Below are 26429 nucleotides of genomic sequence, written 5' to 3' on the forward strand. Positions count from 1 at the left end.
TCCTACAGGGGGCGGTGTTGGCTGGTTAACAGCGGGAACACCGCACCCAGAACATACCGGACCCACCCAAGCCCCGGGCATATTTTTTTTAAGGTTTGAAGCAACAAACTTACTAATTTATCTATGCCGGTGCTTTGCACATGATCACTCCAACAAGAAAAGCGTCGCTCACGCGGCGCTCACCGAAGTACGTCCACGTACTCACTTTGCCTTGGAGTTCGTCATGGTCACCTCCGCAACAACCTCCGCTCCGCTGATCGAGAAGCACACGATCGGCTACGTCCCGCCGCAAGATCGCCATGGAAAGGTCCGGGACTTGTTCACCCTCTGGTTCGGCGGCAACATCGCGCCGCTGCCAATTGTTACTGGCGCCCTGGGCGTGCAACTGTTTCATCTGAACCTGGTGTGGGGCGTCGTCGCCATTCTGGTCGGGCATCTGGTTGGCGGTGTGCTGATGGCCCTGCACTCGGCGCAAGGCCCGCAAATGGGCATCCCGCAAATGATCCAGAGCCGCGCCCAGTTCGGCTCCCTCGGCGCACTGCTGGTGGTGCTGATCGCCGGCATCATGTACATCGGCTTCTTCGCTTCCAACATCGTCCTGGCCGGCAAGTCTTTGCACGGCGTGGTCGACAGCGTGCCGGTGCCGGTGGGCATCGTCATCGGCGCCCTCGGTTCGGGGATCATCGGCATCATCGGCTACCGCTTTATCCACGTGCTCAACCGCATCGGCACCTGGGTGCTTGGCGCCGGCATCGTGCTCGGTTTCGGCTACATCTTCACGCATGTGCAGACCGCCGATTTTCTGACCCGGGGCAGCTTCAACATCTCCGGTTGGCTGGCCACGGTTTCGCTGGCTGCGCTGTGGCAGATTGCGTTTGCACCATACGTCTCTGACTACTCGCGCTACCTGCCGGCCGACGTCCCGGTCGCCTCGACCTTCTGGACCACCTACCTCGGAACAGTGCTCGGCTCCAGCCTCTCGTTCATCTTCGGCGCCGTCGCCGTCCTCGCCACACCCGTGGGCATGGACACCATGGACGCGGTCAAACTCGCCACCGGCTCCATCGGCCCATTGATGCTGGTGCTGTTCCTGCTCAGCGTCATCAGCCACAACGCCCTCAATCTGTACGGCGCGGTGCTGTCGCTGATCACCCTGGTGCAAACCTTCGCCTACCGCTGGATCCCCACCGCGAAAAGCCGCGCCGTGCTCTCGGTCATCGTCCTCGGCGCCTGCTGCTTCGCCGCCGTCGGCGCCTCGGCGGACTTTATCGGCCACTTCGTCGACATGGTGCTGGTGCTGCTGGTGGTGCTGGTGCCGTGGACCGCGATCAACCTGATCGACTTCTACGCGATCCACAAAGGTCAGTACGACATCGACTCGATCTTCCACGTCGATGGCGGCATCTACGGGCGCTACAACCCGCAGGCACTGTTGGCCTACGCGATCGGGATTGCGGTGCAGATTCCGTTTATGAACACGCCGCTGTACGTCGGGCCGATTTCCGAGCACATCAACGGCGCGGACTTGTCCTGGCTGGTGGGGTTGTTGGTGACGTCGCCGTTGTATTTCTGGTTGGCGAATCGCGACAGTGCTTATAAGCGTCGGTTGTCCACGGGGAAACTGGCGAGCAGCGTGTAAGCGTTCAAGCATGAAAAAAAAACCCGCACTGAGTTGCGGGTTTTTTACGTGTCCGAGAAGTCTCGGATCACTTGCGAGAGAAGCCGGACCCCCTCATCAATCTCCTGCGTCGTCAAACCTGCATAGCCCAAAATCAGCCCTGCCGGTCGCTCGTCTGCTGCCGACACTGCCCCCGCAAACAGCGGCGCCAGCGGATAAACGCCCACCCCTCGCGCCAGCGCGGCGGCTTGCAATGCGGGCTCATCCTGCGGACGTAATGTCGGCAACAGCAACACGCCATGCAGCCCTGCCGCCATACCGACCAAATGCCCGAACTCCGAAAGATGCTGTTCAACGGCACCCAACAACGCGTTTCGCCGCCGCTCGCTTTCCCGGCGCAAGCGGCGCAGGTGGCGTTCGTAGGTGCCGCTTTCGATCAACGCGGCGAGTACGTTTTGCTCCCAGCCCGGCGAGTGACGATCCGTCAGGCGTTTGGCTTCGCGGAACACCTTGACCAACTCTTGGGGAAGCACCAGATACCCGAGCCGAAGCTGCGGTGACAGGGCTTTGGAGAACGTGCCGACATAGATGACCCGCGCATCGCCGTCCATGGATTGCAATGCATCGATAGGACGCTGGCCGTAGCGAAACTCGCCGCCGTAATCGTCCTCGATGATCCACGCGCGCTGGCGACTCGCCCAGTTCAGCAGCTCCAGTCGACGGGCGATGGGCAGCACCGCGCCCATGGGGAACTGGTGCGATGGCGTGACGTAGGCCAGGCGTACACGTTGATCTTTTGGCAGCTCACGGGTATCCAGCCCCGAGGCGTCAACCGTGGTTGGCAACGCTGTCGCGCCAGTGGCTTCGAAGCAATAGCGGGCCATGCGGTAGCCCGGTTCTTCGAAGACGAAGGCATCGCCCGGGTTGAGCAACAGCCGGGCGCAGAGGTCGATCCCTTGCTGCGAGCCGTGCACGATCAGAATCTGTTCCGCTTCGCACACCAGACCCCGTGCCCGCCGCAAGTAGGCTTGCAGCGCACGGCACAAGCGCCCTTCCCCTTCGGGCTGGCGCTTGACCAGTTCCGTGCGGTAGGCGCGCTGCCAGCCCAGGGCCGGGAAATCCCTCGACGCCACCGAGCCGTACCTGAAATCGATGCGGGCCTGTGGCGACGCCATGCTGTACGGCTTGATCGCGGCCAACCGCTGCCCGTAGGCGGAAAGCGCGGGCGGTTGCTCGTTGCGCTCTATGTTGGCAGGCGCGACTGGGGTACTCGTCACGTCCCCAACCCGCGCCGCTTTCCCCGCCGAAGTCACCAAAAAACCCTCGGCCGCCAGTTGTTCGTAAACCGCCGTCACCGTGGTTCGCGACACACCCAGTTCGGCCGCCAGCGCTCGGGTCGAAACCATCTTCGCGCCGGCGACCAGGGTGCCGTCTTCTATCTGCGTGCGCAGCCGGGTGTAGATCCGGCGCTCCGCGCCACGAGAGGATTCATTTGACGGAGTGGAAAACTGGCCCATGGAAACACCTCAAAACTGGCACTTTTTATTGTGCAGGTCGTGATCGAGATTATGGGTGCCCGACAACCCGAAATGAAATCCCCCCAGCCAATTGGAACAGGAGACAGCCCCCATGGAATTGACGGTCACCACCCTCCTCATCACCTTCGCCGGCGTCTTTCTGATCTGTTTCATGAAAGGCGCGTTCGGCGGTGGCTTTGCGATTATCGGCATCCCGCTGCTGTCGCTGGTGATGGACCCGATCACCGCCGGCGGCCTGCTCGCGCCGTTGTTCATCGCCATGGACCTGTTCAGCCTGCGCTACTGGAAGCCGTCCACCTGGTCCAAACCGGATTTGAAGTTGCTGGTGCCTGGGTTGATCGCCGGGATCGGCGTCGGCTATCTGCTGTTTCGAGTGATGGACCACCGGGCGATTTCCATTGTGATGGCGGCAATTACGCTGACCTTCGTCGGCCTCTGGTTCAAGGCTGGCGGCGAAGTCCGGGTCCAACCGCGCTCGTCGCCTAAAGCCGTAGCCGCCGGCCTCACCTCGGGCATCACCACCATGGTCGCGCATTCCGGTGGGCCGCCGCTGGTGATCTATCTGTTGCCCCTGGGCCTGAGCAAGCAGGTGTATGCCGGCACCACCAGCATGTTTTTCACCGTGGGCAATCTGCTCAAAGCCGTGCCCTGGCTGTTGCTGGCCAGGCCCACCGGCAACGTGCTGGGCCTGACCGCAATCTGCCTGCTCGCCATTCCTTGTGGCGTCTGGCTCGGTTGGCGGCTGCATGCGCGGCTGGACCAGCGCCAGATGTACCGCGCTTGCTATGGCTTGTTGGTGGTCACGGCGGTGAAACTGCTGTGGGATGGTGTCAGCGGCTATATGACCTGAGCGCCCAAGGGATCAGCGCCAGACCACCACCGATTTCAACAAAGATCGCCAGGGCGCGGGATTTATTCGTTTGAAGCGATCTACCGCACGGACTTGCCGCCGGGGCCTGCGGAGCGGTGGTTGATTGAGCGATTTGTGCAGCAGTCGAGCGTGGTGTCCTGATCATCCCTCGGAACGGTCAGTGCCTTCACGGTCGTGCTCATATCGTCGCGTGAGCGGGAACGCTGGCAGCCAGGATTCGCGACGCACCGTCCAGATTTCGTAGGTGGGTTTCAGTTGATCAGGGTCGTCCAGGGAACCCAGGTTGATTTCGATCTCGTCGTCACTGCGGGAGAAAACGGATGAGCCGCAGTTTGGGCAGAAGAAGCGTCCGGCGTAGTCGCGGGGTTCGCCCTGAATCGTTACTGCGTCCTGGGGGAAAATCGCGGAGGCGTGGAACAGCGCGCCGTGGTGTTTGCGGCAGTCGAGGCAGTGGCAGAGGCCTACGCGATAGGGTTGGCCGGATGCTTCGAAGCGGATGCTGCCGCATAGGCAGCCGCCGGTGAATGGGGGCATGGGGGCGTGTCCTCCGGTTTGGAGAGTAGGTTTGTTTAACGCTAGCAGGTGGGTAGGCGATTGGAGGGCTTTGCGATAGGTAGCTATAGGCCAGGAGCGTTCATTCAGAAATCGTCAGAATGCGGCTAAGAATCTGAAAATTCAGCTAGGAAAAAAGGGGACTGATTTATTTCTCAGAAAATAAATCCAGAAAATAAATCAGTCCCCTTTTTTTCCAGTTAGTAACTGTCGGGCGATATACCTGACCGCTTATGACTCGTTTTGGTCATGTGGGACCACCCGGTAAGTGGACTGCACCAACCCCGACGGAAAGCTGCGGCTGGCGACCAGTTTCAATTCGATGTCCTGCGCGAGGACGCCGAACAGGGGTCTTCCCGCGCCGATCAGCACGGGGACGGTGGTTATCACCATGTCCGCGACTAGTCCGTCGCGCAGGAAGGATTGCACCAGTTGTCCGCCATCGACATAGACCCGATGCACGCCTTGCGTTGTCAGTTCTTCCATCAGGCCTGCCGGTGTGAGGCTGGAGAAACGCACTTTGCCTTCCAGCGCTTCGGGCACTGGCGAATTGGCCAGTTGTTGGGATAGCACCACGACGGGGCGGTCGTAGAACCAGGTGTCGAAAGTCAGCACTTTCTCGTAGCTTCCCCGACCCATCACGATCACGTCCTTGTCGGCGATGAAGGCTGGGTAGCCGTGGTCTTCGGTCGGATCATCGCGCTGCAATAGCCAGTCGATGTCGCCGTCGGGTCGGGCGATGAAGCCGTCCAGACTGGTGGCGATGAAGACGTGTGCGGTGGTCATCAGGGTCTCCTTTTTTACACGACTATTCATCCAGAATCATAAGCCGAATATCACCGAACCCTGTGGGAGCGGGCTTGCTCGCGAAAGCGGTGTAATAGTCAACATTGATGTTGCCTGACACGCCGCCTTCGCGAGCAAGCCCGCTCCCACATTTGATTGGAGTTGTTTACAAAATTTGCAGCATGAACGGTAAATAAATCCGTCCCCTTTTTCCCTAACGCTAGCAGTTGGGTAGGCGATTGAGTGGCTTTGCGATAGGCAGTACCGGCCAGAAGCAGCCGCTGGACAGACCAGTGGCAAATAGGTAGCGTCGACCTTCTGCACGAATCTTTACCTCAACTGAGTTTGGCGTCATCCATTTCACGTTTCTCCCTGAGCTATTTCGCGTTTAAAAGCCACAGTGATGTCGCCCAAAGTCAGGCGTATTAGCTGGAGGAGTTGCAATGACAACAATCGATGTGAAATCCCGATTCGAAGCAAAGCTTCTTCGTCCGGCAAAGCCTGGTAATGATCCGTCGTGGGCGTTCGTAGTATTGCCGAGAGACGCGAGTGAACAGCTTCCGAGGCGAGGAAGAACGACAGTTGAAGGCACAATCAATGGGCACCCTTTCCAGGCAACCCTTGAGCCGGATGGTCAGTTGAGCCATTGGCTGCAAGTAAGTAGAGCGTTACACGAAGCCGCAGGCGCGGCCGTTGGGGATATCGTTACTCTGGAGCTAACCCCCGTGAAGAAAGAACCCGAGCCTGACATCCCACCAGATTTTCAAGAAGCACTGGCAGCGACTCCTGAGGCTCGTAAAGTCTGGAATGATACGACGACCCTCGCACGGGTTGACTGGATACATTGGATTACTTCAGCTAAACAACTTAAGACGCGCGCAAAACGAATTACAGATGCCTGCGATATGCTTGCATCCGGCAAAAAGCATGTTTGCTGTTTTGACCAATCCGGCTACTACAGCAAGGCCTTCCGTGCGCCCGAGGCGGAAAGCTTTTAAAGAAAAGGGAACGGATTTATTTATCTGTCTGTTGATCAACAACCTTAATTTGCGTCAGCCCCACCCGCTCAGCCTGCTCCAAAATCTGCGCCGGCGTCGCGTCCGCGCTGGGCATGATCAGGCTATTTTCGCCATCCCCGAAATGAAGCTGTAGCAGGTGCATCGCCGCCTCGTGAATGGGCAGTTGAAGCTGCTTTAGTTCGAACACGTGAGTACGGGGCTCGCCGTCGAACAAGTATTCCAGGGTGTAGTTGCGCATAGTGGGGATCCTCGTCAGGGTAGAAGTGCAGTTAACAATCCCGACTTAGACAGCCAGCATTTGGTTCAACTATTCGTGGATAACGGGCATCCCGCTTCGCCAGCACGGCGAGAATCAGCGTATCCACTTCTGGGGGTTGGAACATCTATAGAAGATGAGTGACCGCCCCCTTCACCCCCGCGACGCCTTCCATTGAGCATGCGTAAGTCCATAACACTTCGCCAAGGCAGGCGCGGCGGATATTTTCAGTTCGGCGTCATACAAGTGCACCGCACCCAACTTCATCGTGGCCGTTTGCGAACGAATGTTCGTAGTCGCAATGTGGAAATAAGCCGGCGATTCAGCCGATATCGACGTTCAAGGCGATGTCCCAAGTGCCGGCGCCGTTTTTCGCCAGGCCGATCATCATCAGGCCGAGCGCCTCGAGCGTCTGGGCCATGTGCAGGCCGCCGACATCCAACGGACGCAGCCCGAGACTCTCGATGAACGTCGAGACGCGCGCCTTGGCCTGCGGATCGTCGGCGGCGATGAATGCATCGAGACGCCCCCCCTTCGCAAGGACGTGGCCGAAGAGCGTGTTGAATGCCTTCACGACAGGCGCGCTGGCGGGAGCGATCTTGGCGATCTCCTGCGCACCCGAACTGCCGGCGGGAGAAACGAGGCCCGTGAGATCCGGAGAGGCCGTGTTGGTGATGTCGATGATCACCTTGCCGTCGAGCGCGTCCCCGTAATCGGCCACCACCGACGCCGCAGCGGTGTACGGCACGGCGAGGATGACGATGTCGCCGGCCGGAATGGCCCCGTACGTCCCTGTGGTCGCTCCGGCGGCGAGCTTGTTGGCCAGCGCCTGCGCCTTGGCGGAGTCGCGGCTGACCACCTCAACGGTGTATCCCGCGTTGGCGGTACGACCGGCGATCGCCGTGGCCATGCCTCCTGAACCGATGATGCTGATAGTGCTCATGTGCAGTTTCCTCGTGAATTAGGGTAGTTCTCGTTACTGTCAGCCGGGCCAGTTGCGACCCGGCTGCGTGCTCAACTTGACTCAACCGCCAGGGAAGTAATGGCCGTTGTCCATGTCCTCGAGCAGGCCAGGCTGAGCAGGCTCCCAGCCGAGGGTCTGGCGGGTGATGAGGTTGGACGCCGGGAGGTCCAGCGTGACCAGATTCGCGAGGAACCCAAAGTATCCCGGCAGCATCAGCACATCCGCGGGAATGCTCACGGCCGGCACGCCCAGACGGCGGCCAATGGCCTCGGCGATCTCGCGGAACGGAATGCCCTCACTCTCGACACCGTGCCAATATTTGCCAGCCTCACTCTTCTCCAGCGCCAGGCGGAACAAGACGGCGAGGTCACGGGCGTGCACGGCCGGCCACAGGTTCGCGCCTTCTCCCGGATAACCGATGACGCCCTTTTCCTTCGCCAGCCCGATCAACAATGGAAGGAAGGCGACATCGGTCGTGCTGTGCGCGATCGTAGGAATCCGCACGATCGACGACCGCACGCCCCGCTCTGCGAGGCCGATCACGGTGGTTTCAACGATGTTGCGAACCCGCAAGGTTCCCTTGTACGCATCGCCGCCGGGAAGTGACGGGTCTTCCTCGGTGGCGGGTCGGCCCAGGTTTTCCCACCCGGGCGCGCCGATGCTCCCCGACACGATCAGCGGCTTGCCGCTTCCAGCCAGTGCCTCGCCGTACGCGAGCATGATCTGGAGTTCCGCTGCGGCCACGGCGTCGATCCCGCCAGTGGGAAGCAGGTCTTGCCGGTGCGCGACGTGGATAACGCCCTCCGACTCCGACGCTGCCGCCTTGAGCCCGTCGAGGTCGGAAATATCCCCGCGACGCACCTTGGCGCCGAGTGCGGCCAGCGCAGCCGCGGACTTGTCGGACCGTGCCAGGCCGGTGACCTCGTGGCCGGCGGCGATGAGCTCGGGAATGATGTACGAACCGATATGGCCGGTTCCGCCAGTGACTAAAACGTGCATGTTATGGCTCCAAATAAGAGATGTGATTCGAGAAATGGCGATACGGGAAGGCCCAGTCGAGATGGCTGGCGCCGATTGAGAAGTGGGTGTGCTCGACGGAGTGGGCAATGAGGCCTAGCGGCAGCAGGCAGACGTGCGAGCCAGAAACATTGGGTCAAGGCCGCCGATCGCTGCGGCCATGTCACCTGAGCCAATAATGCTGATAGTGCTCATGCGCAGTTTCCTTGCAGGTAGGGGGTTGATCATTCCAAGGCTGCTGGTGCGATCCGGCGAACTCACTCAACGCAAGATCCATGCTGGTCGATTCACTTGCAAAAAGCAAGTTACCAATCGATTTTACTTGCGACATGCAAGCGATGCTAAGATCCAGCCATGAAAACATCTCTTAAAGAAGACTTTCGATCCCACTGCGCGGTGAACTACGGCGTGGAGATTTTCGGTGACCGATGGTCGCTCTTGATCATTCGCGACATCGTTTTTGTTGGAAAGAAAACGTATGGCGATTTCCTGAAATCGGAGGAGAGAATCGCGACCAATGTGCTTGCTTCCCGACTGGCCTTTCTTGAGGAGCAAGGCGTTCTCTCGAAGGCGCCCAGCCCCGACGACAGGCGCAAGGACTTTTACACGTTGACCGAGAAGGGCCTGGACCTCATTCCCATCGTGATCAATATTGTGCTCTGGAGCGCGAAGCATGATCCGAAGTCATACGTGCGGCGCCGCGAGGAGTTTGTTGCCCGATTAAGTCAAAACCCCATGCAGGTGAGCGAGGAAGTGAAGGCGCTGGTGCGTAATGGCGGGTGCATCTTTCCTGAGGGTGGGGGATGAACACGGGATAATGGGACAGATGTATTTTTCATGGGCGGGAAGGCTTTTTTATCGGCTACTCGCTCAAAACAAAACGCCCCAAACCAGCCGGGGCTGTTCCAGGCTGACTGGAACGCGCCGCGCACATCTTCAGGATTTTTCATTTTGGTCATGTGGGGCCAGCCGGTAGGTGGATTGCACCAACCCTGAATGAAAGCAGCGGGGGCGGCGCATCGGCCACTGCTTGTGTTGACTGAAACGCCCTCATCGCCAGCAAGCTCGCTCCCACATTTGCTTGGTGTTGTTCGCGAGATTTGAGTCTGGCACAGGTCCCCATGTGGGAGCGGGCTTGCTCGCGAAGGCGGCGGCACAGTCAAAAACACTGTCGCCTGACACACCGCTTTCGCGGGCAAGCCCGCTCCCACATTGGTTCGGTGTTGTTCGCGGAATTTGTGGCCAGCGCCCGGCCCTGTAGGAGCAAAGCTTGCTCGCGAAGGCGGCGGCACAGTCAAAAACACTGTCGCCTGCCACACCGCTTTCGCGAGCAAGCCCGCTCCCACATTGGTTCGGTGTTGTTCGCAGAATTTGTGGCCAGCGCCCGGCCCTGTAGGAGCAAAGCTTGCTCGCGAAGGCGGCGGCACAGTCAAAAACACTGTCGCCTGCCACACCGCTTTCGCGAGCAAGCCCGCTCCCACATTGGTTCGGTGTTGTTCGCGGAATTTGTGGCCAGCGCCCGGCCCTGTAGGAGCAAAGCTTGCTCGCGAAGGCGGCGGCACAGTCAAAAACACTGTCGCCTGACACACCGCTTTCGCGGGCAAGCCTCGCTCCTACACTTGTTTTACGTCGTTCACAAAATTTGCAGCCGACACCATTTCGTCTCTTTATTACCCGGATAAGGGACAGATCTATTTTTCGCGCCCCCCTTTTGCCAAATGACCAGAAGCAAACATTTGATTCTTTGCTTGCCCAATACATATGGGCATCCGTATATTCGGCCAACCATATGTACGGCAGCCCCCTATGATCACTCCCCCCGAGGTTTTCAAGAATCTGGCGGACGAGACCCGCGCCCGCGCCACCCTGCTCATCGCCAACCTGGGTGAGCTTTGTGTCTGCGAGCTGATGTGTGCCCTCGACGACAGCCAGCCGAAGATAAGTCGCCATCTCGCTCAGCTGCGCAGCAGCGGTTTGCTGCTGGATCGCCGGCAGGGTCAATGGGTTTATTACCGCCTCAATCCTGACCTGCCAGCCTGGGTACATGAGCTTTTGCAGGTCACGTTGCGGGCCAACGCCGATTGGCTGCAGAACAACACTTCCCGCCTGCTCAACATGGACGCACGCCCCATCCGTGACGCTGTCTGCTGCTGAGCCTTACGGTTCTGTTGATCAGCCTCTCGGCCCTGGCGTTGCGCCTGAGCCTGAACCCTTGATGTCCGCCCGCAGCGGCAGGAGCAAACCCATGCGAGTCCTGTTCATGTGCACCGCCAATAGTTGCCGCAGCATTCTTTCAGAAGCCATGTTCAATCACTTGGCGCCGCCCGGATTCGAAGCGGTGAGTGCCGGGAGTTTTCCCAAGGGGCAAGTGCTGCCGCGCAGTCTCACCACACTGCAGCGGGCTGGTATCTCCATCGATGGCTTGAACAGCAAGGGCAACGACGCCTTCGAAGGCAACCCGCCGGATATCGTCATTACCGTGTGTGACAAGGCGGCGGGCGAAACCTGCCCGGTGTACTTCGGCCCGGCCCTGAAATCCCATTGGGGCCTGGAAGATCCGTCTGACGTCATGGGTGACGAAGCGGCGGTTGACCTCGCCTTCCGCTCCACGCTGGCGCGCATCGAACAACGCTGCAAAGCCTTCCTCGACCTTCCCCTCAACAGCCTCAGTCGCGACCAACTCAAACACGAGATTGATCGAATCGGCACTCTCTAAGGAGGACTTATGTCAGAGCACCTGCCCAACCTCGATCCAACTCTGTTCGAAAGCCTGAAAGGGTCAATTTCGGACAATCATAAACCGCGCATTCTGTTGTTGTATGGCTCGACCCGCGAACGCTCTTTCAGCCGGTTGCTGGTAGAGGAGTCAGCGCGCCTGCTGGAGCACTTCGGTGCCGAGGTACGAATTTTCAATCCATCCGGCTTGCCACTGCCCGACGATGTCCCGGTTGAGCATCCGAAGGTGCAAGAGTTGCGCGACCTGATGCTGTGGTCGGAAGGTCAGGTCTGGTGTTCGCCAGAACGGCATGGCGCAATGTCGGCCGTGTTCAAGGCGCAGATCGACTGGATCCCCCTGGAGCTGGGGGCGGTTCGCCCGACTCAGGGCAAAACCCTGGCAGTGATGCAGGTCTGCGGCGGCTCCCAGTCCTTCAACGTGGTCAATCAACTGCGCGTGTTGGGACGCTGGATGCGTATGTTCACCATCCCCAACCAGTCCTCGGTGCCGAAGGCCTACATGGAGTTCGATGAGGCCGGCAGGATGAAGCCGTCGGCGTATTACGACCGCGTCGTCGACGTGATGGAAGAACTGGTCAAGTTCACCGTACTGCTGCGGGACCGCCAGGCATTCCTGGTGGATCGTTACTCGGAACGCAAAGAAACCGCTGAGCAGCTTACCGCCCGGGTAAACCAGCGCTCCATTTGAGATCGCCATCCATAAGAGATGGTTAACAGGATTTGTGGCCAGCGCCCGGCCCTGTAGGAGCGAAGCTTGCTCGCGAAAGCGGCGGCACAGTCAAAAACACTGTCGCCTGACACACCGCTTTCGCGAGCAAGCCTCGCTCCTACACTTGTTTTTGCGTCGTTCACAAAATTTGCATCGTCTCTTTTATTACGAAGTAATCAGAGATCGGCTTTCTTCACTGCCGGGTCGAACTTGGAGAAGGTGGTCGCGTTACTGATCACTATCTGCATCGTGGGGTTATTGGTTTGGGTGTTTATCATCTGGTTAGAGACGGCGAGGTCCGTTGCCGCGTTGCTCACACTGCCAGAGACCCGAGAATCCGACGGCCAGGTCCATATGGGGGTGATGCTGCCGCCAGCGGCGGGCATCAGTAAAATCTGACCGCCAAGAGACGAGAGCGTATTGGTCACACCGTTCACGTAGCTTCGCTGCTGGGTTGAGCAAATTACCGAGCCGGGAATCGGCGGGCTCGTCCACTCTCCCCCCGTCAACAGGGCATAGTTGACAGTAATGTCAGCAGCGCTTGCATTAAAAATTTCGACAGTAAGGGATCGTACGAACGTGCTCATCCTTGGCCTTCCATTTGATTATTCGCGCATGACATACGCGACCTCAGAGTAGTAGCAAAGGATTTTTCAACAACGTTTTTTTTGGATAACGGCACAGATCTATTAAATAAATCTGTCCCCCATTTCGGCTATCATTCGCGGGTTTTCAAGCTCGGTAGAACGTTATGAATCGCCAAAAAAAGTTACAGCAACTGTTCAAGGCCAAAGCCAAGAAGGCAAGTGCCAAACTGGCACCGCAAAAAAAGGACAAGTACATCAGCAAGGCCGACCGCTTGAAGCTGGAGGCTGAAGCCGATCAGGGCGCCGTCAGTGCCTCTGAAAGCTGATCCAGGTGGGACAACGGGACCGACCTACGACCTCCCGGTCAATAAGTCCGCCCCTTGTTTCGCTGCCAATGCTCAAGGAACGATCCGCGCCCCTCTCAATCGGCTGACCTGAAGCTTCAGGCTTTCATGGGAGTCAATGCAGTCATGAAAGCCCGCCTGCCGGATCTTGATCGTGCTCTGCACCATGTCGTAGCCAATGCCGAATATAGCGTCCAGAAACGGCCAGGCGACGACGTCCGCCCAAGCGGTTGGCCTGAGGTTGTATTTTTGGATGATGCTGCCCCACACGGGGGCCTTGTCGGCCATCTGTTCGGTCAGTGACATCGGTTGTGGCTCAGCCAGCGGTATGTCGTACAGCGAGCCCAGCTCTGGCCACAACTGACGCCAGCGAAACTGATCACCGTTTATGACATTGAAGATCTGCCCCTTGGCCGTCTCCGCCGCCAGTGCCCACACCGTGGCGCGGCCAAGAATTCCGGCATCAGTGGATTGCGTCAGGGCGTTCCAGGCTTGATGCGTGCCGGGGAAGCGCAATGGCACGTTCAGCTCGCGACAGACGGCTGCATACACGCTCATGCCATTGATCAGATTCATCGGTGACCCCAGGCTCGGACCGAAGATGGCGTCCGGTCGCAGCACTGTCCATGGCACGCTGTTTCTGGAACCCCAGTCCTTCAGAAAGTCTTCCTGATCGTAATAGAACATCGGCCCCAAAATTCTTGGGTCACTTTCTTTGGCCGGCGTTTTGTACGCCCCCAGATGCGGGCCATACGCCTTGCCTCCGCCAAACAGGACCACGTGTCTAAGCTTTGCGCCCCGAGCAATCAATGCCTCCAGCGCGTTAGCCAGCATGGCCACGTTCGGCTCAATCGCGGTGGCGTTGCTTCCCGTCTCGACATAGGAGCAGTAAACAACATCCGTCACGTCGGCCAGGCCGGTGAAAGCGTCGGCGATGGAAGACTTGCTCAGCAGGTCGACACTGACATGCGGCGGCGCCGCCCTGCCATCGATCAAACGGTCTGGCGCGGCGCGGCGACTGGCGGTCACCACGGGCCACGAGGCCGCCAGTGCGGCATCGACCACGGCGGAACCCGTCACGCCATATCCGCCCAGGATGAGAACTTTTCGATTGCCGGGGCTTTTCAACTGAGAATCAGACATACACAAGCTCCAGGCCGGGAAAAGTAAATCAGGTATGGAACGGCACCCAGAACATCTTCACTTCGACGTTCAGCATGCCGGATTTCACTGTCGGGTCGTCCGTGGCAATCCGGGTGGCTTCATTGAGATCAGCGGCCTTGAAGATGGTCATGCCGCCGTCCTCCAGCTCGCCATTGAGGCCACCGGCCTTCTTCATGAACGGGCCGCTGAGAACGGTCAGGCCTTTCTCCTGCAGTTGCATCATGTAGTTAACGTGGACCATGAACTCTGGTTGCTCGTTGTATTTCACACCCTGGACCCAGTTCGGGCCAGGCGTCTGGAAGGCGACAAAATAGTGAGGGCCATTTTCGTCAATCATGGTGTTCTACTCCAGTTGATGGGTTGTGAAGAGAAGTCCGAAATGCCTCAAACCAACGGTTCAAGCACGTTGTCGCCAAAGATCACCGACAGCAGGTCCCGGGACTTCTGGTTGACGGGTTCATTCAACGCCGCCAGGGTGCGAAACGCCGACAATCCCCGAAGGCCCACTTGCGTTGGCCGGCCAGCGAAAACCATCGTGTAGGTTTCAAAGTCAGGATAGGTCGCGAGGGCCGCGATGTACCGGTGGGTCTGGGTGCCGAGTTCAAGCATTTGCGCTGAGTGGGAGAAGTGCTTTGCCGACGCCTCATCGGCAAAGGCCAACTCAAGGTAAGCATCGTATTGCTGTTCGACAGACCGGCGATGATCGACGTTGGGAGTCGGCCAGGCCTGTTCGTCAAACTGTTCCAGAAGGTGCAGCCGGGTTTTGATCACGTCCGTATTTTGCGCCACGGCGTGAGCCCACTCGCTGCGCAGGAAGGTGCGGAACTCGTCGGCAGAGACATCTTGCGCCTGGCGCACGAATACGATCAGCCGATAGTCGCCGCTGACACCTTGGGGGGTTGGCACACCGGTGCGGTCTGTCAGTGTCTGTGCGTTGCCCGGCCCGGTGGAATACATGTAGGTGCCTTTGAGCACATTCTGCTCATCAACGACCATCTGCCCGACGGCTGCGCTGCTGACCAGTTTTTCGCGGTCTTCTGGGGTCAGGAACGTGATCTCGGCGAGGCCGACAATCGGATCGCCCTGCGCCGGTTGCTGATCAACGCCTTTGATGCCCTGAAAAAATTCCGGGAGCGGTGTGCCCAGGCGATGTTGAAAGTATTCAAACGCGCCTTCGGCACGCGCCGCCAAAACGCCGTGGATGTCGGCCCAATAGTCGTAGAACAGGTTAAGCGGGACATCGTCCCTTCGCGTAATCATGACCGAGGTCGAGAGACTGGATACGGCTTGATGGGTTTGCATGGGTGTCTCCTGAAATATTTTTTGCGCAGCCGAATGCGCTTCGGCCACCGCGAGTGTGATGAAGGGTTTAACCAGACTTGAAAAATTGAACGGGTGGAATGACTCAGTGGTGAGTCATCGCTCGATGCGTTTCACGGCTCAGGCGTTGTAGCCACCGTCAGCATCGATAAGGGCGCCAGTGATGTAGGAAGCCTGGGGGCTGGCGAGGAACAGAATCGGCGCAACCACTTCTTCAATGCGGGCAAACCGTGGGAAGCACAATGTCGCCAACAGCGGCTTGAGGGAGTCCCCGGCTTCGGCATTCATGTCTGTCTCCATCAGGCCTGCATGCACGACGTTGACCGTGATATTGCGGGGGGCAAGGTCCCGGGCAACGCCGCGGGCATAACCGTCGATGGCCGCTTTGACCGCGCCGTTATCCGACAGCCCGGCCATGCCGATGCGTGTTCCGAGGTTGGAGCCGATCATGATGATGCGACCGCTGTCGCTGATGACCCGGGACGCGGCGCGAACGGTGGCCATGAAGCCGGTCAGCGTCACCGCCCAGAAACGCTCGAAGGCATCGGCGTCGTAGTCCGGATCATCCACGGTGCCAAAAATATTGATCGAGGCATTGCTCACGAGGATGTCGAGGTGGCCAAACCGGGTCACCACATCGTCGATCAAGCGGGTGGCCGCCACACGGTCGCCCTGGTCAGCCTTGAACGCGGCGCTGCGAACACCGAGTGCTTCCAGCTCCCGTACGATGGCTTGGGCCTTGTCGGCAGAATTGACGTAACTGATCGCGACATCCGCCCCCTGCGCTGCCAGCGCCTTGGCCGTTGCAGCCCCGAGGCCTCGTGCGCCGCCCGTGACCAGAGCGACCTTGCCAGCCAATGATTGAGTCATGAACATGTTTCCTGTTTGAGAGATTGATGCGGCACTGCTCAACGTCGAACACCTGCGGGTATCGAGTGGCTGGTCACAGTGATGGTAAGGTCACCGAAAAATGGCGGTGTTTTTTAGCCCGCCGAGGCTGTTTTTCTTCGTGATTTGTTTTGGAGTGAATCCTCCTGTATTAAGAAGATAGGCCTTTCAGTAACGCAGTCAAGGATTATTGGAGTTATGACAACAGAAATGGTGGAGCCACCCAAACGCCGTCGCGGCCGACCCGTTGCGTTTGACCGCGCGCAGGCGATTCATGGCGCAATGACGCTGTTTTGGGAACGTGGCTATGAAGGGACGTCATTCGACGATTTGATCAACGCAATGGGGATCAGCCCATCGACGTTTTACAATTCGTTTGGCAACAAGGAGGCCCTTTACAAGGAGGCGACTGACTTCTATCTGACAGAATCCAGTGAATGGTTCCTCGCCGCCCTGGCCGATGCGCCGGATGCCAAAACCGCTTTCATGCACCTGATCGAAGCCACGGCTGCGCAGTTCACGCGCGACGACCTGCCGGCCGGTTGCATGATTTCTTTGGCGGGAACGCATCTGTCCCCGGCGCACGGATCGGTGCGCAGCATGATGTCCGCCCACCGAGCTTCGTCCGAGAGCGCTTTAGTGGCGCGTCTCAGGCAAGGCGTAGCGGCAGGTGATGTTGCACAAGACACTGATATTGAAGCGCTCGGGGCTTATTTCAGCGCTCTGTTCCGGGGCATGGCCGTGCAGGCCCGCGACGGTGCGTCCAGAGAGCGTGTGTTGGCGATTGGTCACCTTGGCATGCGGGCGTGGCCGGAGCCGACAAAGCCTGTCGACTTATGAGCGACGATTCCTACACGCAATACATTCGCTTTCAGACGCCCGACCCTGGCATCGCCCCACGGGAACAAGCGCCGATGCTTGCCCAGGAGCAGGCCTGGGCGTGGGAGCGTGCGGCTGGGCATCGTTTCAGTTGGATTGCGGTGTTATTGCCGCCGTTGTGCTTTGGCCCGGTTCTGCCGGGTATTTTGTTTTTAGTGGGCCTGTTGCTTTATCGATCGTTAGTCTCCCCTGAGCTGGATATCGACCAGATCGTCGGGGCCTCTTTCGGCTGGCTGGCCCTCGCGACGCTGCTGTTCATGGCCGCCTGGGGTTTACGCAATTTCCTGCGCGATACCCGCGACCCGACCAAACGTTACTGGCAATCCATGCCCGGCCAAGGGCTGGTCGAGCTTGAGCGTCATACCCTGGCATCCGGCACCAACCTGTGGTCCTCGGATTACGACCCGGACTGCAACACGATCATGCAGTGGAAAAACGACAAGCTCGAAAACGTGCAAGACAGCGGTGTATCGCAGTGGGTCGTGGCCCGGACCACGGCGGGTCAGTGGTTGGTGCTCAAGGAACAATATCCGGGCAGTTTCAGCTATGCACGGGAGGGAAAAATGCCCGCGCCGGACAAGCAACTGCAACCCGGCCAGGAAATGGCGATCGCATTTGCGCCCGGCACTAATCTGTCTCTGGGACAGCGTTTCAGCGGCGCGCCGATGCCATTGGTGAACACGTCGTATTGGCTGTCTGCCGATGAGCTCAAACGCCTGGCCGAAGTCGCCCATCACTGGACCTTTTTCCCGCCGGACCGCTACGCCGTGGTCAATCCGCAGGATGCCGAATGGGTGCAGCGGTTGGTGGACAAGGCGCAGGCGAGTGTCGAGCACCAGCCATAGAATTGCCATCGCCCCCGAACCCTGTGGGAGCGGGCTTGCTCGCGAAGGCGATGGCTCAATCAAAGTCCTTGTTGCCTGACACTCCGCTTTCGCGAGCAAGCCCGCTCCCACATGGGTCTGGTGCCGTTCGCAGAATTAGCGGTCGGTCCTGATCTCCGTGTGGGAGCAAGCCTGCTCGCGAAGGCGTCGAGCCTGACACACCGCGTTATCGTTTCGGATCGCCGCACCGCTTGACCCTACATGTCACAAACCTGTCACCCCCGCTTGATATCGTCCCCGCGCTCTCTCGCCCTGCCCCATGGCCCGACCCAAGGTATCCCTCAAGGTGTTCTCAACCTCGACCCGCCAACAAATCATCCTCCGCTCCAACGACATGCGCTGCGACGACTTCGGCGCGTTGTTTTCGAAAATGTTCGGCAACCGCTATGCCGACACGCCGCCCCCGCCGGGGCACATCATTATTGGCGGTGTGTACGGTCGGCATGAGGGCGTGAGTTTTCGGCGCATGCATTACCGGGGCGATTTCACCGTGGCGTTTCCCGATCCGGTGGATGAGATCACCTTCGTCATTCCCACTGCCGGCAAGATTGTTTTCAATCACGGGACTGAATCGGTGGGCGTTGCCCATGTGGGTTTGGCCATCGACAAGGCTGACATCCGTTCGATGCGCTTCATCGACAACCATGCGCAGCACGGGATTTCGATCAAGCGTGGGCTGATCACCGAGCGGTTGTCGACGTTGCTGGGCAAGCCGATTGTGCAGAAAGTGATTTTTGAACCCGAGGTGGACCTGAATTCTCCCGCCTTCCAGGGCATCAAGGCCTTGATCGATTTGGCCACGGGGACCGAGTTCGACTTGCTGATCAACGCCGGCACGCTGATGCCGTCGCGCCTGCGGGAGATGTTGGTGGACGCGGTGCTGGAAGCCTGGCCGCACAACTTCACCCAAGCCCTGCGCCGCCCTGCCCCGCAGATTGCGCCACGGCATGTGAAGTTGGCGGTGGAGTACATCCGGGAGCATGCGGATAATTTGATCAGCGGCACGGAGCTGGCGCGGCTGAGCAACGTCAGCCAGCGTGCGTTGCAGGATGGGTTTCGGCGGTTTGTCGGGATGTCGATTGTGGCGTATCAGCGCCAGGTGCGGTTGGAGCGGGCCTACGATGCGCTTGTAGACGACGCCGCCACCTCCGTGACCGAAGTGGCCCTGCGATATGGCTTCAGCAATGTCGGCCGGTTTTGCCAGTACTTCCAGAATGCCTACGGTGTCAGCCCGGCGGATGTCAAAAACCGTCGGCGCTGACACCGCAAAACCAATGTGGGAGCGGGCTTGCTCGCGAAGGCGTCGTGTCAGTCGACATTGATGCTGGCTGACAGTCCGCTTTCGCGAGCAAGCCCGCTCCCACAAGGGGATTGGCGCAAATCCATTGTGGGAGTGAGCCTGCTCGCGAAAGCGGTGTGTCAGGCAATGTAGTTTTTGACCGTGCCATCGCCTTCGCGAGCAGGCTCGCTCCCACAGGGGGCCGGTGTCGGGCGCACTACCCGCGAACAACACCAAACCAATGTGGGAGTGAGCTTGCTCACGATGGCGGTGTGTCAGTCGACATCAATGCTGCATGTGCCGGCCTCTTCGCGGGCAAGCCACGCTCCCACAGGGGGATTGGCGCAAAACCAATGTGGGAGCGGGCTTGCTCGCGAAGGCATCGTGTCAGTCGACATTGATACTGGCTGACAGTCCGCTTTCGCGAGCAAGCCCGCTCCCACAGGGGATGGGTGTTTGCAGGGCCATCCTGCCTCCATCAGAACAGATAGCTGGCCTTGAGCCCGCCACTGAAACCATGGCTATTGCCCCCGCCACTGGCGCCGACTTCGGCCCCCACGCTCAGCGCCCCCAGGTTGGCCATAAGGTTGACCCCACCCGTGAACTGATCGCGATTATCGAACGCCGCACGCTGTTCAATATCCAGCCCCAACAAGTGACCTTCGCTGTCGACGGTGTGATCGCCCAGCACACGCTCGTAACCCACCTCGACACCCGGCACCAGGTTCCACGCGCCCATGCCGATCGGTGCGAAAGAAGCTTTCAGGTTGGCCACGGCGCTACGACGGGTGGCCTGGATGCCATCGACATCCAGGGCCAGTTCGCTGCCCTTTTCCTGGAAGCCCGACAGGTCCAGCCGGCTGACGCGCACGCCGAGGCTCGGCTCAAGGATCATGTTACTGACCGGCATGCGATAGCCCAGCGCCAGGGTGGCGCCGGTGAGGTTGCCATGGCTGTTGCCCTTGGCTGAACCGAGTCCGCCGCCGAGGTCGCGTTTGCTGTCGTAGTCGAGCCAACCGGCGTTAACGTCCGCATCCACAAACAAGCCGCGCTCCAGACTGTCCAGCGCGTAACGTGCGCCGACGGAGAAGAACGTCAGGTCAGTATCCGCCTCGCCACCCGCCCCGCCGACGTTGCCCCGGCTGTAGCCGAAACCGGCATGGCCGCTGAGTTGTTCGGAGAAGCGCTGGGTCAGGCCGACCATCAGCCCCTGACTGTGCTCATTACTGCTGTCGGCATGGGACGAACCGTCGGTGCCCAGATAGCCCGCCAGCGCGGTGCTCCACAACCGGTATTGGCCGACCTTGAGGTCGGTGCCGCTGCTGAACGGCGCGGCGGCTTGATCAATCATCGCCCCTTGGCGCAGCAGATAACTCGCGGCATCCGCATGCACCTGCCCGCCGACGGTGGATTCGACTCCGCCGAGGGTGCCGGCATCAATGGCCGATTGCAGGTAATAGTTGTAGGCGCTGTAGGTGCCGGACAGGTTGCTGTTCTGCAATTGCTGCAACAACTGCGCACCGGCGGCGGCGTTGCCGATCAGGCCGGCCTGACCCGGAAGGCTGTTGTACTCGACCATTTTGCCGCGCAGCACGTAGAGGGTTTCCTGGGACAGACCCAGGCCTTGCTTGAGGTAGTTGTCCATGCTGCCGTACTGCGCGGCGACCTGATCCAGGCCCGCTTGCAAGTAACTGGCCTCGACCCCGAGCAACGGTGCATAGATCGCTGCCATGCTCGCCGGCATCGCCGCCAAAGTCGCCTTCATCCGCGCAGCGGTGTAGTCGTTGGTCGCCAGGTAGTTGCTCATGATCGTGGCGCTATCGACCCCGGCAATGCTCAACAACACGGCGGCGGTCCAACCGGTGCGGTCCTTGCCAGCGGTGCAATGGAACAATTGCGCGCCATCGACACTGGCCAGTTCATTGAACAACTTGGTGAACTGCCCGCGCATCCCCGCATCGCTGACGAATGCGCGGTTGGTCTGCTGCATCATGGCGATGGCATCGGCGGCGCTGGTGAATGAGACCGTGGTGATGTTCGAGCCGGACGTGGTGCTGCCGATGATGTCGATGTTCTCGTAGGTCGCGCCGGTGAGCATGGTGTCGGGGGTGCCGGCAATCTCGCTTGGCGTGCGCAGGTCGTAGACAGCCTTGATGCCGAGGCTGTTCAACGTGGCCAGGTCCGCCGCCGATGGGGTCAGCGCATTGGAGCGGTAGAACACGCCGCTGCGCATCGTGCCGTCGTTGGCGGTGGAATAGGCGGTGGTGGTGCCGGCCAGATCACGAAAATTGTCGATGCTGCGCAGGCGCGGGGTATCGAGGGGGGTGGTCTCGGCAGCCTGGGCAGCGGCGATGGACAGGCTCAAAACGGATAGCGAACACAGAAGACGTTGAAACACGGGGCAGCCTCATTGAAAACGCGTTGGGCTGCCCACTATCTGTAACGAAGTGCGACCGAATATGACAAATTGCCGTCGAGTGCAAATCCCTGCGCGATGGGTCCGTGGCGTTCGTTTTCTGTCCGTGGGACCGTTCGCGGCTGGCCGTTGACTCCGGGGCGCCAATGTACGGCAGTTCACCAAGGCGTTTTCTGACTACAACCGAAAGTACTGCTGCATCGCCTGGGCCAGCAGATTCACCGCTTCATCATCCAGGGATGACGGCGCGCGCATGAACACCACTTCATGCTCCGGTATGACCGGCAAGCCATCGAGAATCTGCATGTGCTCCGTGACCATGGCGCGGTCAATCAGGCTGATCGCCAGCCCCGCTTCCACGCACGCCTTGACCGCTTGGTTGGACGGACTTTCCAGCACCACTCGCGTCCGGCGGCCGCTCAGCTTCAGCGACTCCATCATCGCTTGCCGATAAGGGCATTGCGCCGCGTGCACGGCCAGTGGCAGCGGGTCCATCGAGGCCAGCGCTTTGCTGATCGGCCCGACCCAGACCGGGGTGGTGGCGACAAGCACTTGCGCCTCCATTTGCCCGGCGGGTTGGGCAATCACGGCAGCCTGCAATTTGCCGCGCTGAACCAGCTCGCGCAGCGCGTAGCTGGGCGCGGTCTTCAGTTCCAGTACCACGTTGGGCCATGCGGCGATGAAGGTCGGCAGGATGTCGCGGATCACATGAGTGGCGTATTCATCCGGCACACCCAGGGTAATGCGTCCCGCCAGATGGGTGCCATGCAGATCGGCCAGCACCCGGTCGTGCGTGCTCAGCAATTCGGTCGTCGACAGCAGCAGGCGCTTGCCCAGGGCGGTCAGGGAAACGGACTGATTGTCACGATTCAACAAGCGCCCGCCCGCCACCGCTTCCAGGCGCTGGATATGCACGCTCACCGCCGCCGGACTTTTATGCAACTGCTCGGCCGCCGCACTGAATTTTCCGATCCGCGCCACGGCGTGAAACGTTCGGACCAGCTCGATATCGAGGATCGCTGTCATGATTCCAACTTCGTGAAGGACTGCTGCAGTTTATTTTGATTTATTAGATTAGTCGGGTTTCGTAGCCTGTGGCAATGAACCAGCCCCTACCGATTGTCTGCCCACCACAAGCCGCACCCGATTGGCGCCGGACGATGCCCCTGCCCGTGCTCGAAGTGGCATTGCTGCTGACCTGGAGCTCAGGGTTCGTCGGCGCACGCTTCTCAATCGATTACGCCCCCGCGTTGCTGGTGGTGTTCTGGCGCTGTGTGGTGGTCACGCTCCTGCTGTTGCCCTTCGTCGCCAAGTCATTGCGCCGAGCCTCCCTGCCCACGCTGCTGAAAAATGCCGGCATCGGCCTGCTGGCCATGGCGGGTTACCTGGCCGGCGTCATCCAGGGCATCGCCCTCGGTGTACCGGCGGGCCTGGCCGCGCTGTTTGCCGACTTGTTGCCGATGGGCATGGCGTTGCTCGCAGCGGTGGTGCTCGGGCAACGATTGGCCTGGCAAGTCTGGGCCGGGCTGGTCATCGGTTTGGTCGGGGTTGTGGTGGTAACCCATGGCGCGTTGGCCTGGGGGGATGCGCCCTTATGGGCGTACGGCCTGCCATTGCTGGGCATGCTGTCGCTGGCCGTGGCGACCCTGTGGCAGAAGCGTTTGCCCGCGTCGCAATCGTTGGATCTGCTGCCCAACCTGTGGCTGCAATGCTGCGTTTCGAGTATCGCCTTCGCCATTGCCGAGGGCACTCAGGGCAGCCTCGCGCCGATCCCCAGCACCGGGTTCGCATTGAGCGTGTTGTGGACGGTGGGGTTGTCGACCCTGGGCGGGTATGGGCTCTACTGGATATGCCTGCGTCGCGCCACGGCCACCCGGGTTGCCAGCGTTTTGTACCTGAGCCCGCCGATTACCATGCTCTGGGCCTGGGCGATGTTCGACGAGCCGCTGTCGTGGCAGATGGCGCTGGGAATGCTGGTGTCCGGGATCGGGATCTGGCTGGTGGTGCGGGCCGAGGCTCGGACGGGCCAGCAGCCAAAAGCCCCCAGGGTCAAGCGTTCTCATCACCCGAGCGCGTAAACGAATACCGATCGATATCCGTCCTGAGCTGCCAACCCTGACTGCGCCAGTAATCAGCCGCCAGTGCATTGGTCTTGAAAACGTCGAGATGACATTTAAGTATCCCGTGTCGCTCAAGACTCGACAGACAGCGTTCGACCAATGCCTTGGCGATGCCTTGCCGCCGAAACTGAGGCAGCACCACCAAATGCTGCAAATACCCCCGACGCCCGTCGTGACCGCACATCACGCACCCGCCAAGCCCCGCTTCAACCTCAACGACGAAGCTCATCCCGGGGTTGCGCGCCAGGTATTTCGCGGTCGATTCACGAGAGTCGGCATCACGCAACGAGACGCCTGGCGTGCGCTTCATCAGGTCGATCACGGCATCGTAATCGTCCAGGGTCATGACACGGATATTGAACATGGGTTGAGCCCCGTTAACTCACAGAGCCGGCAGGCTAGCAGAAGCCGCAGCGTTGCTGCCATCATCGGCGGATGGCAGTGAATGCCTTCGACAGCCGCCCGCCAGGAAAGGCCAATAATGAACAATCATGCGACGCGCTACGGGCTATGGGTTTTGGCACTCTCCGCACTGAGCCAACCCGCGCAGGCCTCCACATGGCAAATTTGCAGGATGGATGTTCGCATCACTGAGGTGGTGAAACGTCCCTATCCGCAACTCCAGGCGCAGATCCTGAAAATCACTCCGGCCTCGGCCACGGTCGAATGTCCAGAGGTCGGGACGACGCTCACATTCACCCCGGAAACCACCGACTACCAGGCCCCACTCCCGCGCCGACAGTGGCCCGGGAAAGGGCAGTCGGTGCGGGTGGATTACCGGTATCTGGACGGCATCTGCAAAGGCGATGGCAATGACTATGCGTGTCGTATCAAACACTATCCGCTGGTCGATCGATAACGCTCAGTTTTACTGCGGACAACTGACCGTTCGCGATTATTGCGCCGCCTTAAGCGTGTTCACCTGAACCAAGAGCTTGGACGAATCAGAGGTTTCCACAAACAAGTCATAGGCTTCCAGATACAGGTACGTGGTCGTTGCATTCAGCCCGTTGTTGGCGAAGCACGTTACGGCGCGCGCCGTCCCTTGCAGCGAGGCGACTTTCTGTGTGGCCGGAAACGGTTCACCCACCGAACATTCGAAACGTTGCACGAACGGTTTGCCGGCGCGGTCGGTAAAGCGTTTGCTGTAAGCAATGGGATTCCCGGGTTTGAGGGTTTGCCAATTGCCATCCAGGTCAATGCCGTTGAGCGTGCTCGATTGAGCGATTTCTCCAGCGCGCTGAGCGCTGGTCGAGGCCAGTTCGATCAACCCGCGCCAGCGGATGCTCACCTGCTCGCGACCCAAGGCGCCCGTCGCTTGCTGACGCCATAAACCACGGGCCGGGCCCGGTTGCAGATACAGGTCCAATGGACTGTCCTTGATCACGGCGAGCGGCATCATGGGCGAGGACGCGCTGTACGAGAATTGCAAATGGCTGAGCGTGTGGGTGGGTTGTCCCTGGGGCAATGCGCTGACGTTTGCCAGCAGTGGTGCCGCAATCTCTGGCGTTTGCAGGGTCGGTGGCAATTTTTTCCGCTCGAGGGGTGCGGCGAGTTGCGCCAGGTTGGCGGGTTCGGCGCACACGGCCGCGATCAGACGAGTGCGTTGGTCTTTGTCCAAGGCGCTGTCCAGCGGCTGAACGGGTGGCGGCAGCAGCGCCTGGCCGTTCAGGCGATAAACCAGGCGGGTGCTGGCCTGGCGGGCCGTGCAATCGACTTCGACTCGCTCCAATTGTCGGTCGTAGGGCTTGCCTTCGGTTTCATCCAGACGGGTGCGGCCGTAGTCGATGCCCGCCCAAATCCCACGTCGAGCATTCGTGGTGCCCAGGGTGCCCGCGTCCACTAACACGCTGTCTTCACCGTCGCCCGGAAGCTGCCTCCAACTGCTGTCTTTCACCGCTTGGCACAACTGCGGGGCCATGTTCCGCGCAGAGTCTGCCGGCAGGTAATAAGCACTGGTCCATTCCTTGGCGCGACGGTACTCCATGGCCAGTTTCGCCGAATCGCAGAGGGCGAAAAGACGAACCTGGTTGGCCGGTTCGGTGCCTTGAGCCGGGACGTTCAGTGTCAGCAAGGCCGTTTGGCCGAGTTTGATCGTGGTATCCAACGGCAACGGTTGCGTTTGTATACGGGCCGTCATGGCCTGGTTCTGGACCTGATGCTCGGCAGCGACCCGCTTGTAGTAGTCGGCCATTCCATTGCCGTGCAAGGCACAACCCGACAGGGTCACAGCGAAGGCGGCGCCCGCCAGACGAGAAAGTAAATTCACAGCAAACAGCTCCTTGGCGCGCCCGCCATTCATCACGGTGGCGGGTGCGTAATTTATGGGTTAACGATGTTTAAGGTTATTGCGATGCGGCCGAGACAGTGGTTCGTTGGGCTCGACAGCCAGGCACTGTCGAGACCACTGCATTTACGGTTTTGAAGAGGGGAATTCATGGACGGTCCTTCGTCATTTTTTGAATATCAAGGCCAGTCGGAT

28 protein-coding genes and 1 pseudogene are annotated in these 26429 nt (G+C 59.8%); 14 read left to right on the plus strand and 15 right to left on the minus strand.

Annotated features, from left to right (window positions below):
* Positions 1 to 223 precede the first annotated feature (223 nt).
* Entirely contained in the window at positions 224 to 1639 is a 1416-nt protein-coding gene (locus BK665_RS27535; protein ID WP_123409675.1) for a purine-cytosine permease family protein, read from the plus strand.
* Between the two features lie 44 nt (positions 1640 to 1683).
* Here the strand turns inward: BK665_RS27535 and pdxR are convergent, their stop codons facing one another.
* A complete protein-coding gene (pdxR, locus tag BK665_RS27540) occupies positions 1684 to 3135 on the minus strand; it encodes a MocR-like pyridoxine biosynthesis transcription factor PdxR (protein ID WP_123409676.1) in 1452 nt (483 codons plus the stop codon).
* 112 nt (positions 3136 to 3247) lie between these two features.
* Here pdxR and BK665_RS27545 point away from each other — a divergent pair, with 112 nt between their 5' ends.
* Together BK665_RS27545 and BK665_RS35035 are read left to right on the plus strand one after the other, a co-directional pair.
* Positions 3248 to 4006, plus strand: coding sequence for a sulfite exporter TauE/SafE family protein (locus tag BK665_RS27545; protein ID WP_123409677.1), 759 nt, complete (start codon positions 3248 to 3250; stop codon positions 4004 to 4006).
* Between the two features lie 57 nt (positions 4007 to 4063).
* Positions 4064 to 4168: pseudogene (locus tag BK665_RS35035) on the plus strand (LysR family transcriptional regulator); the annotation flags it as partial.
* Here BK665_RS35035 and BK665_RS27555 read toward each other — a convergent pair.
* Together BK665_RS27555 and BK665_RS27560 are read right to left on the minus strand one after the other, a co-directional pair.
* A complete protein-coding gene (locus tag BK665_RS27555) occupies positions 4169 to 4561 on the minus strand; it encodes a GFA family protein (protein ID WP_123409678.1) in 393 nt (130 codons plus the stop codon).
* A gap of 249 nt (positions 4562 to 4810) precedes the next feature.
* Positions 4811 to 5365, minus strand: coding sequence for a dihydrofolate reductase family protein (locus BK665_RS27560; protein WP_123409679.1), 555 nt, complete (start codon positions 5363 to 5365; stop codon positions 4811 to 4813).
* A 443-nt stretch (positions 5366 to 5808) separates the two neighbouring features.
* Here BK665_RS27560 and BK665_RS27570 point away from each other — a divergent pair, with 443 nt between their 5' ends.
* On the plus strand, positions 5809 to 6363 hold the full coding sequence (locus BK665_RS27570; protein ID WP_123409681.1) for a YdeI/OmpD-associated family protein: 555 nt from the start codon (positions 5809 to 5811) through the stop codon (positions 6361 to 6363).
* A gap of 16 nt (positions 6364 to 6379) precedes the next feature.
* On the opposite strand, the gene BK665_RS27575 is transcribed toward BK665_RS27570, so the two are convergent.
* The 3 genes from BK665_RS27575 to BK665_RS27585 form a co-directional block, all read right to left on the minus strand.
* Positions 6380 to 6622 (minus strand): hypothetical protein, encoded by a 243-nt coding sequence (locus BK665_RS27575; RefSeq protein ID WP_123409682.1) that lies wholly within the window; start codon positions 6620 to 6622, stop codon positions 6380 to 6382.
* Between the two features lie 340 nt (positions 6623 to 6962).
* On the minus strand, positions 6963 to 7583 hold the full coding sequence (locus BK665_RS27580; RefSeq protein ID WP_123409683.1) for an NADPH-dependent F420 reductase: 621 nt from the start codon (positions 7581 to 7583) through the stop codon (positions 6963 to 6965).
* 81 nt (positions 7584 to 7664) lie between these two features.
* The gene (locus BK665_RS27585; protein WP_123409684.1) at positions 7665 to 8603 is read right to left on the minus strand and encodes an SDR family oxidoreductase; all 939 of its coding nucleotides are present in this window, start codon (positions 8601 to 8603) and stop codon (positions 7665 to 7667) included.
* A 372-nt stretch (positions 8604 to 8975) separates the two neighbouring features.
* Between BK665_RS27585 and BK665_RS27590 the strand changes: the two genes are divergently transcribed.
* The 4 genes from BK665_RS27590 (at position 8976) to arsH (ending at position 12045) form a co-directional block, all read left to right on the plus strand.
* Positions 8976 to 9428, plus strand: a complete 453-nt coding sequence (locus BK665_RS27590) for a winged helix-turn-helix transcriptional regulator (RefSeq protein ID WP_123409685.1) — start codon at positions 8976 to 8978, stop codon at positions 9426 to 9428.
* A 999-nt stretch (positions 9429 to 10427) separates the two neighbouring features.
* On the plus strand, positions 10428 to 10775 hold the full coding sequence (locus BK665_RS27600; protein WP_123409687.1) for a metalloregulator ArsR/SmtB family transcription factor: 348 nt from the start codon (positions 10428 to 10430) through the stop codon (positions 10773 to 10775).
* A gap of 91 nt (positions 10776 to 10866) precedes the next feature.
* On the plus strand, positions 10867 to 11337 hold the full coding sequence (locus BK665_RS27605) for an arsenate reductase ArsC (RefSeq protein WP_123409688.1): 471 nt from the start codon (positions 10867 to 10869) through the stop codon (positions 11335 to 11337).
* Between the two features lie 9 nt (positions 11338 to 11346).
* Positions 11347 to 12045 carry an arsenical resistance protein ArsH gene (arsH, locus tag BK665_RS27610; protein ID WP_123409689.1) on the plus strand — a complete coding sequence of 233 codons (699 nt, stop codon included), beginning with the start codon at positions 11347 to 11349 and terminating at the stop codon, positions 12043 to 12045.
* A 197-nt stretch (positions 12046 to 12242) separates the two neighbouring features.
* On the opposite strand, the gene BK665_RS27615 is transcribed toward arsH, so the two are convergent.
* A complete protein-coding gene (locus BK665_RS27615; protein ID WP_123409690.1) occupies positions 12243 to 12653 on the minus strand; it encodes a hypothetical protein in 411 nt (136 codons plus the stop codon).
* Between the two features lie 164 nt (positions 12654 to 12817).
* Here BK665_RS27615 and BK665_RS27620 point away from each other — a divergent pair, with 164 nt between their 5' ends.
* Positions 12818 to 12979: a DUF2986 domain-containing protein gene (locus BK665_RS27620; protein ID WP_123409691.1), complete on the plus strand. Its 162-nt coding sequence runs from the start codon at positions 12818 to 12820 to the stop codon at positions 12977 to 12979.
* A gap of 72 nt (positions 12980 to 13051) precedes the next feature.
* On the opposite strand, the gene BK665_RS27625 is transcribed toward BK665_RS27620, so the two are convergent.
* From BK665_RS27625 to BK665_RS27640, 4 genes are all read right to left on the minus strand, one after another.
* Positions 13052 to 14140 (minus strand): SDR family oxidoreductase, encoded by a 1089-nt coding sequence (locus BK665_RS27625; RefSeq protein ID WP_123409692.1) that lies wholly within the window; start codon positions 14138 to 14140, stop codon positions 13052 to 13054.
* Positions 14141 to 14168: 28 nt separating this feature from the next.
* Positions 14169 to 14498 carry a YciI family protein gene (locus BK665_RS27630; RefSeq protein WP_123409693.1) on the minus strand — a complete coding sequence of 110 codons (330 nt, stop codon included), beginning with the start codon at positions 14496 to 14498 and terminating at the stop codon, positions 14169 to 14171.
* Between the two features lie 47 nt (positions 14499 to 14545).
* Complete coding sequence (locus tag BK665_RS27635) at positions 14546 to 15463, minus strand: EthD domain-containing protein (RefSeq protein WP_123409694.1); 918 nt, start codon at positions 15461 to 15463, stop codon at positions 14546 to 14548.
* A gap of 138 nt (positions 15464 to 15601) precedes the next feature.
* Entirely contained in the window at positions 15602 to 16351 is a 750-nt protein-coding gene (locus BK665_RS27640) for an SDR family NAD(P)-dependent oxidoreductase (protein ID WP_123409695.1), read from the minus strand.
* A 216-nt stretch (positions 16352 to 16567) separates the two neighbouring features.
* Between BK665_RS27640 and BK665_RS27645 the strand changes: the two genes are divergently transcribed.
* From BK665_RS27645 to BK665_RS27660, 3 genes are all read left to right on the plus strand, one after another.
* On the plus strand, positions 16568 to 17209 hold the full coding sequence (locus BK665_RS27645) for a TetR/AcrR family transcriptional regulator (protein ID WP_221179274.1): 642 nt from the start codon (positions 16568 to 16570) through the stop codon (positions 17207 to 17209).
* Complete coding sequence (locus BK665_RS27650) at positions 17206 to 18093, plus strand: hypothetical protein (RefSeq protein WP_123409696.1); 888 nt, start codon at positions 17206 to 17208, stop codon at positions 18091 to 18093. The genes BK665_RS27645 and BK665_RS27650 overlap by 4 nt, the downstream gene beginning before the upstream one ends.
* Positions 18094 to 18466: 373 nt before the next feature.
* Entirely contained in the window at positions 18467 to 19393 is a 927-nt protein-coding gene (locus tag BK665_RS27660; protein ID WP_375538954.1) for an AraC family transcriptional regulator, read from the plus strand.
* Positions 19394 to 19889: 496 nt separating this feature from the next.
* Here the strand turns inward: BK665_RS27660 and BK665_RS27680 are convergent, their stop codons facing one another.
* Both BK665_RS27680 and BK665_RS27685 read right to left on the minus strand, forming a co-directional pair.
* Positions 19890 to 21809 (minus strand): tyrosine-protein phosphatase, encoded by a 1920-nt coding sequence (locus BK665_RS27680; protein ID WP_123409699.1) that lies wholly within the window; start codon positions 21807 to 21809, stop codon positions 19890 to 19892.
* A gap of 195 nt (positions 21810 to 22004) precedes the next feature.
* Positions 22005 to 22853 carry a LysR family transcriptional regulator gene (locus tag BK665_RS27685; protein WP_123409700.1) on the minus strand — a complete coding sequence of 283 codons (849 nt, stop codon included), beginning with the start codon at positions 22851 to 22853 and terminating at the stop codon, positions 22005 to 22007.
* A 74-nt stretch (positions 22854 to 22927) separates the two neighbouring features.
* On the opposite strand from BK665_RS27685, the gene BK665_RS27690 reads away from it, so the two are divergent.
* The gene (locus tag BK665_RS27690) at positions 22928 to 23905 is read left to right on the plus strand and encodes a DMT family transporter (protein WP_123409701.1); all 978 of its coding nucleotides are present in this window, start codon (positions 22928 to 22930) and stop codon (positions 23903 to 23905) included.
* Here BK665_RS27690 and BK665_RS27695 read toward each other — a convergent pair.
* The gene (locus BK665_RS27695; RefSeq protein WP_123409702.1) at positions 23877 to 24311 is read right to left on the minus strand and encodes a GNAT family N-acetyltransferase; all 435 of its coding nucleotides are present in this window, start codon (positions 24309 to 24311) and stop codon (positions 23877 to 23879) included. The two genes, BK665_RS27690 and BK665_RS27695, sit on opposite strands and share 29 nt — an antisense overlap.
* Positions 24312 to 24428: 117 nt before the next feature.
* Between BK665_RS27695 and BK665_RS27700 the strand changes: the two genes are divergently transcribed.
* Positions 24429 to 24806, plus strand: coding sequence for a hypothetical protein (locus BK665_RS27700; protein ID WP_123409703.1), 378 nt, complete (start codon positions 24429 to 24431; stop codon positions 24804 to 24806).
* A gap of 36 nt (positions 24807 to 24842) precedes the next feature.
* On the opposite strand, the gene BK665_RS27705 is transcribed toward BK665_RS27700, so the two are convergent.
* On the minus strand, positions 24843 to 26216 hold the full coding sequence (locus BK665_RS27705) for a hypothetical protein (RefSeq protein WP_259699667.1): 1374 nt from the start codon (positions 26214 to 26216) through the stop codon (positions 24843 to 24845).
* Between the last annotated feature and the right edge of the window lie 213 nt (positions 26217 to 26429).

It is taken from the genome of Pseudomonas frederiksbergensis (assembly GCF_003732665.1).
Lineage (GTDB): Bacteria > Pseudomonadota > Gammaproteobacteria > Pseudomonadales > Pseudomonadaceae > Aquipseudomonas > Aquipseudomonas frederiksbergensis_G.

Excerpts from the sequence above, each read along its gene's own strand:
- BK665_RS27535 (WP_123409675.1), top strand. The coding sequence starts at position 224 with ATGGTCACCTCCGCAACAACCTCCGCTCCGCTGATCGAGAAGCACACG.
- pdxR (WP_123409676.1), bottom strand. The coding sequence starts at position 3,135 with ATGGGCCAGTTTTCCACTCCGTCAAATGAATCCTCTCGTGGCGCGGAG.
- BK665_RS27545 (WP_123409677.1), top strand. The coding sequence starts at position 3,248 with ATGGAATTGACGGTCACCACCCTCCTCATCACCTTCGCCGGCGTCTTT.
- BK665_RS27555 (WP_123409678.1), bottom strand. The coding sequence starts at position 4,561 with ATGCCCCCATTCACCGGCGGCTGCCTATGCGGCAGCATCCGCTTCGAA.
- BK665_RS27560 (WP_123409679.1), bottom strand. The coding sequence starts at position 5,365 with ATGACCACCGCACACGTCTTCATCGCCACCAGTCTGGACGGCTTCATC.
- BK665_RS27570 (WP_123409681.1), top strand. The coding sequence starts at position 5,809 with ATGACAACAATCGATGTGAAATCCCGATTCGAAGCAAAGCTTCTTCGT.
- BK665_RS27575 (WP_123409682.1), bottom strand. The coding sequence starts at position 6,622 with ATGCGCAACTACACCCTGGAATACTTGTTCGACGGCGAGCCCCGTACT.
- BK665_RS27580 (WP_123409683.1), bottom strand. The coding sequence starts at position 7,583 with ATGAGCACTATCAGCATCATCGGTTCAGGAGGCATGGCCACGGCGATC.
- BK665_RS27585 (WP_123409684.1), bottom strand. The coding sequence starts at position 8,603 with ATGCACGTTTTAGTCACTGGCGGAACCGGCCATATCGGTTCGTACATC.
- BK665_RS27590 (WP_123409685.1), top strand. The coding sequence starts at position 8,976 with ATGAAAACATCTCTTAAAGAAGACTTTCGATCCCACTGCGCGGTGAAC.
- BK665_RS27600 (WP_123409687.1), top strand. The coding sequence starts at position 10,428 with ATGATCACTCCCCCCGAGGTTTTCAAGAATCTGGCGGACGAGACCCGC.
- BK665_RS27605 (WP_123409688.1), top strand. The coding sequence starts at position 10,867 with ATGCGAGTCCTGTTCATGTGCACCGCCAATAGTTGCCGCAGCATTCTT.
- arsH (WP_123409689.1), top strand. The coding sequence starts at position 11,347 with ATGTCAGAGCACCTGCCCAACCTCGATCCAACTCTGTTCGAAAGCCTG.
- BK665_RS27615 (WP_123409690.1), bottom strand. The coding sequence starts at position 12,653 with ATGAGCACGTTCGTACGATCCCTTACTGTCGAAATTTTTAATGCAAGC.
- BK665_RS27620 (WP_123409691.1), top strand. The coding sequence starts at position 12,818 with ATGAATCGCCAAAAAAAGTTACAGCAACTGTTCAAGGCCAAAGCCAAG.
- BK665_RS27625 (WP_123409692.1), bottom strand. The coding sequence starts at position 14,140 with ATGTCTGATTCTCAGTTGAAAAGCCCCGGCAATCGAAAAGTTCTCATC.
- BK665_RS27630 (WP_123409693.1), bottom strand. The coding sequence starts at position 14,498 with ATGATTGACGAAAATGGCCCTCACTATTTTGTCGCCTTCCAGACGCCT.
- BK665_RS27635 (WP_123409694.1), bottom strand. The coding sequence starts at position 15,463 with ATGCAAACCCATCAAGCCGTATCCAGTCTCTCGACCTCGGTCATGATT.
- BK665_RS27640 (WP_123409695.1), bottom strand. The coding sequence starts at position 16,351 with ATGACTCAATCATTGGCTGGCAAGGTCGCTCTGGTCACGGGCGGCGCA.
- BK665_RS27645 (WP_221179274.1), top strand. The coding sequence starts at position 16,568 with ATGACAACAGAAATGGTGGAGCCACCCAAACGCCGTCGCGGCCGACCC.
- BK665_RS27650 (WP_123409696.1), top strand. The coding sequence starts at position 17,206 with ATGAGCGACGATTCCTACACGCAATACATTCGCTTTCAGACGCCCGAC.
- BK665_RS27660 (WP_375538954.1), top strand. The coding sequence starts at position 18,467 with ATGCGCTGCGACGACTTCGGCGCGTTGTTTTCGAAAATGTTCGGCAAC.
- BK665_RS27685 (WP_123409700.1), bottom strand. The coding sequence starts at position 22,853 with ATGACAGCGATCCTCGATATCGAGCTGGTCCGAACGTTTCACGCCGTG.
- BK665_RS27690 (WP_123409701.1), top strand. The coding sequence starts at position 22,928 with ATGAACCAGCCCCTACCGATTGTCTGCCCACCACAAGCCGCACCCGAT.
- BK665_RS27695 (WP_123409702.1), bottom strand. The coding sequence starts at position 24,311 with ATGTTCAATATCCGTGTCATGACCCTGGACGATTACGATGCCGTGATC.
- BK665_RS27700 (WP_123409703.1), top strand. The coding sequence starts at position 24,429 with ATGAACAATCATGCGACGCGCTACGGGCTATGGGTTTTGGCACTCTCC.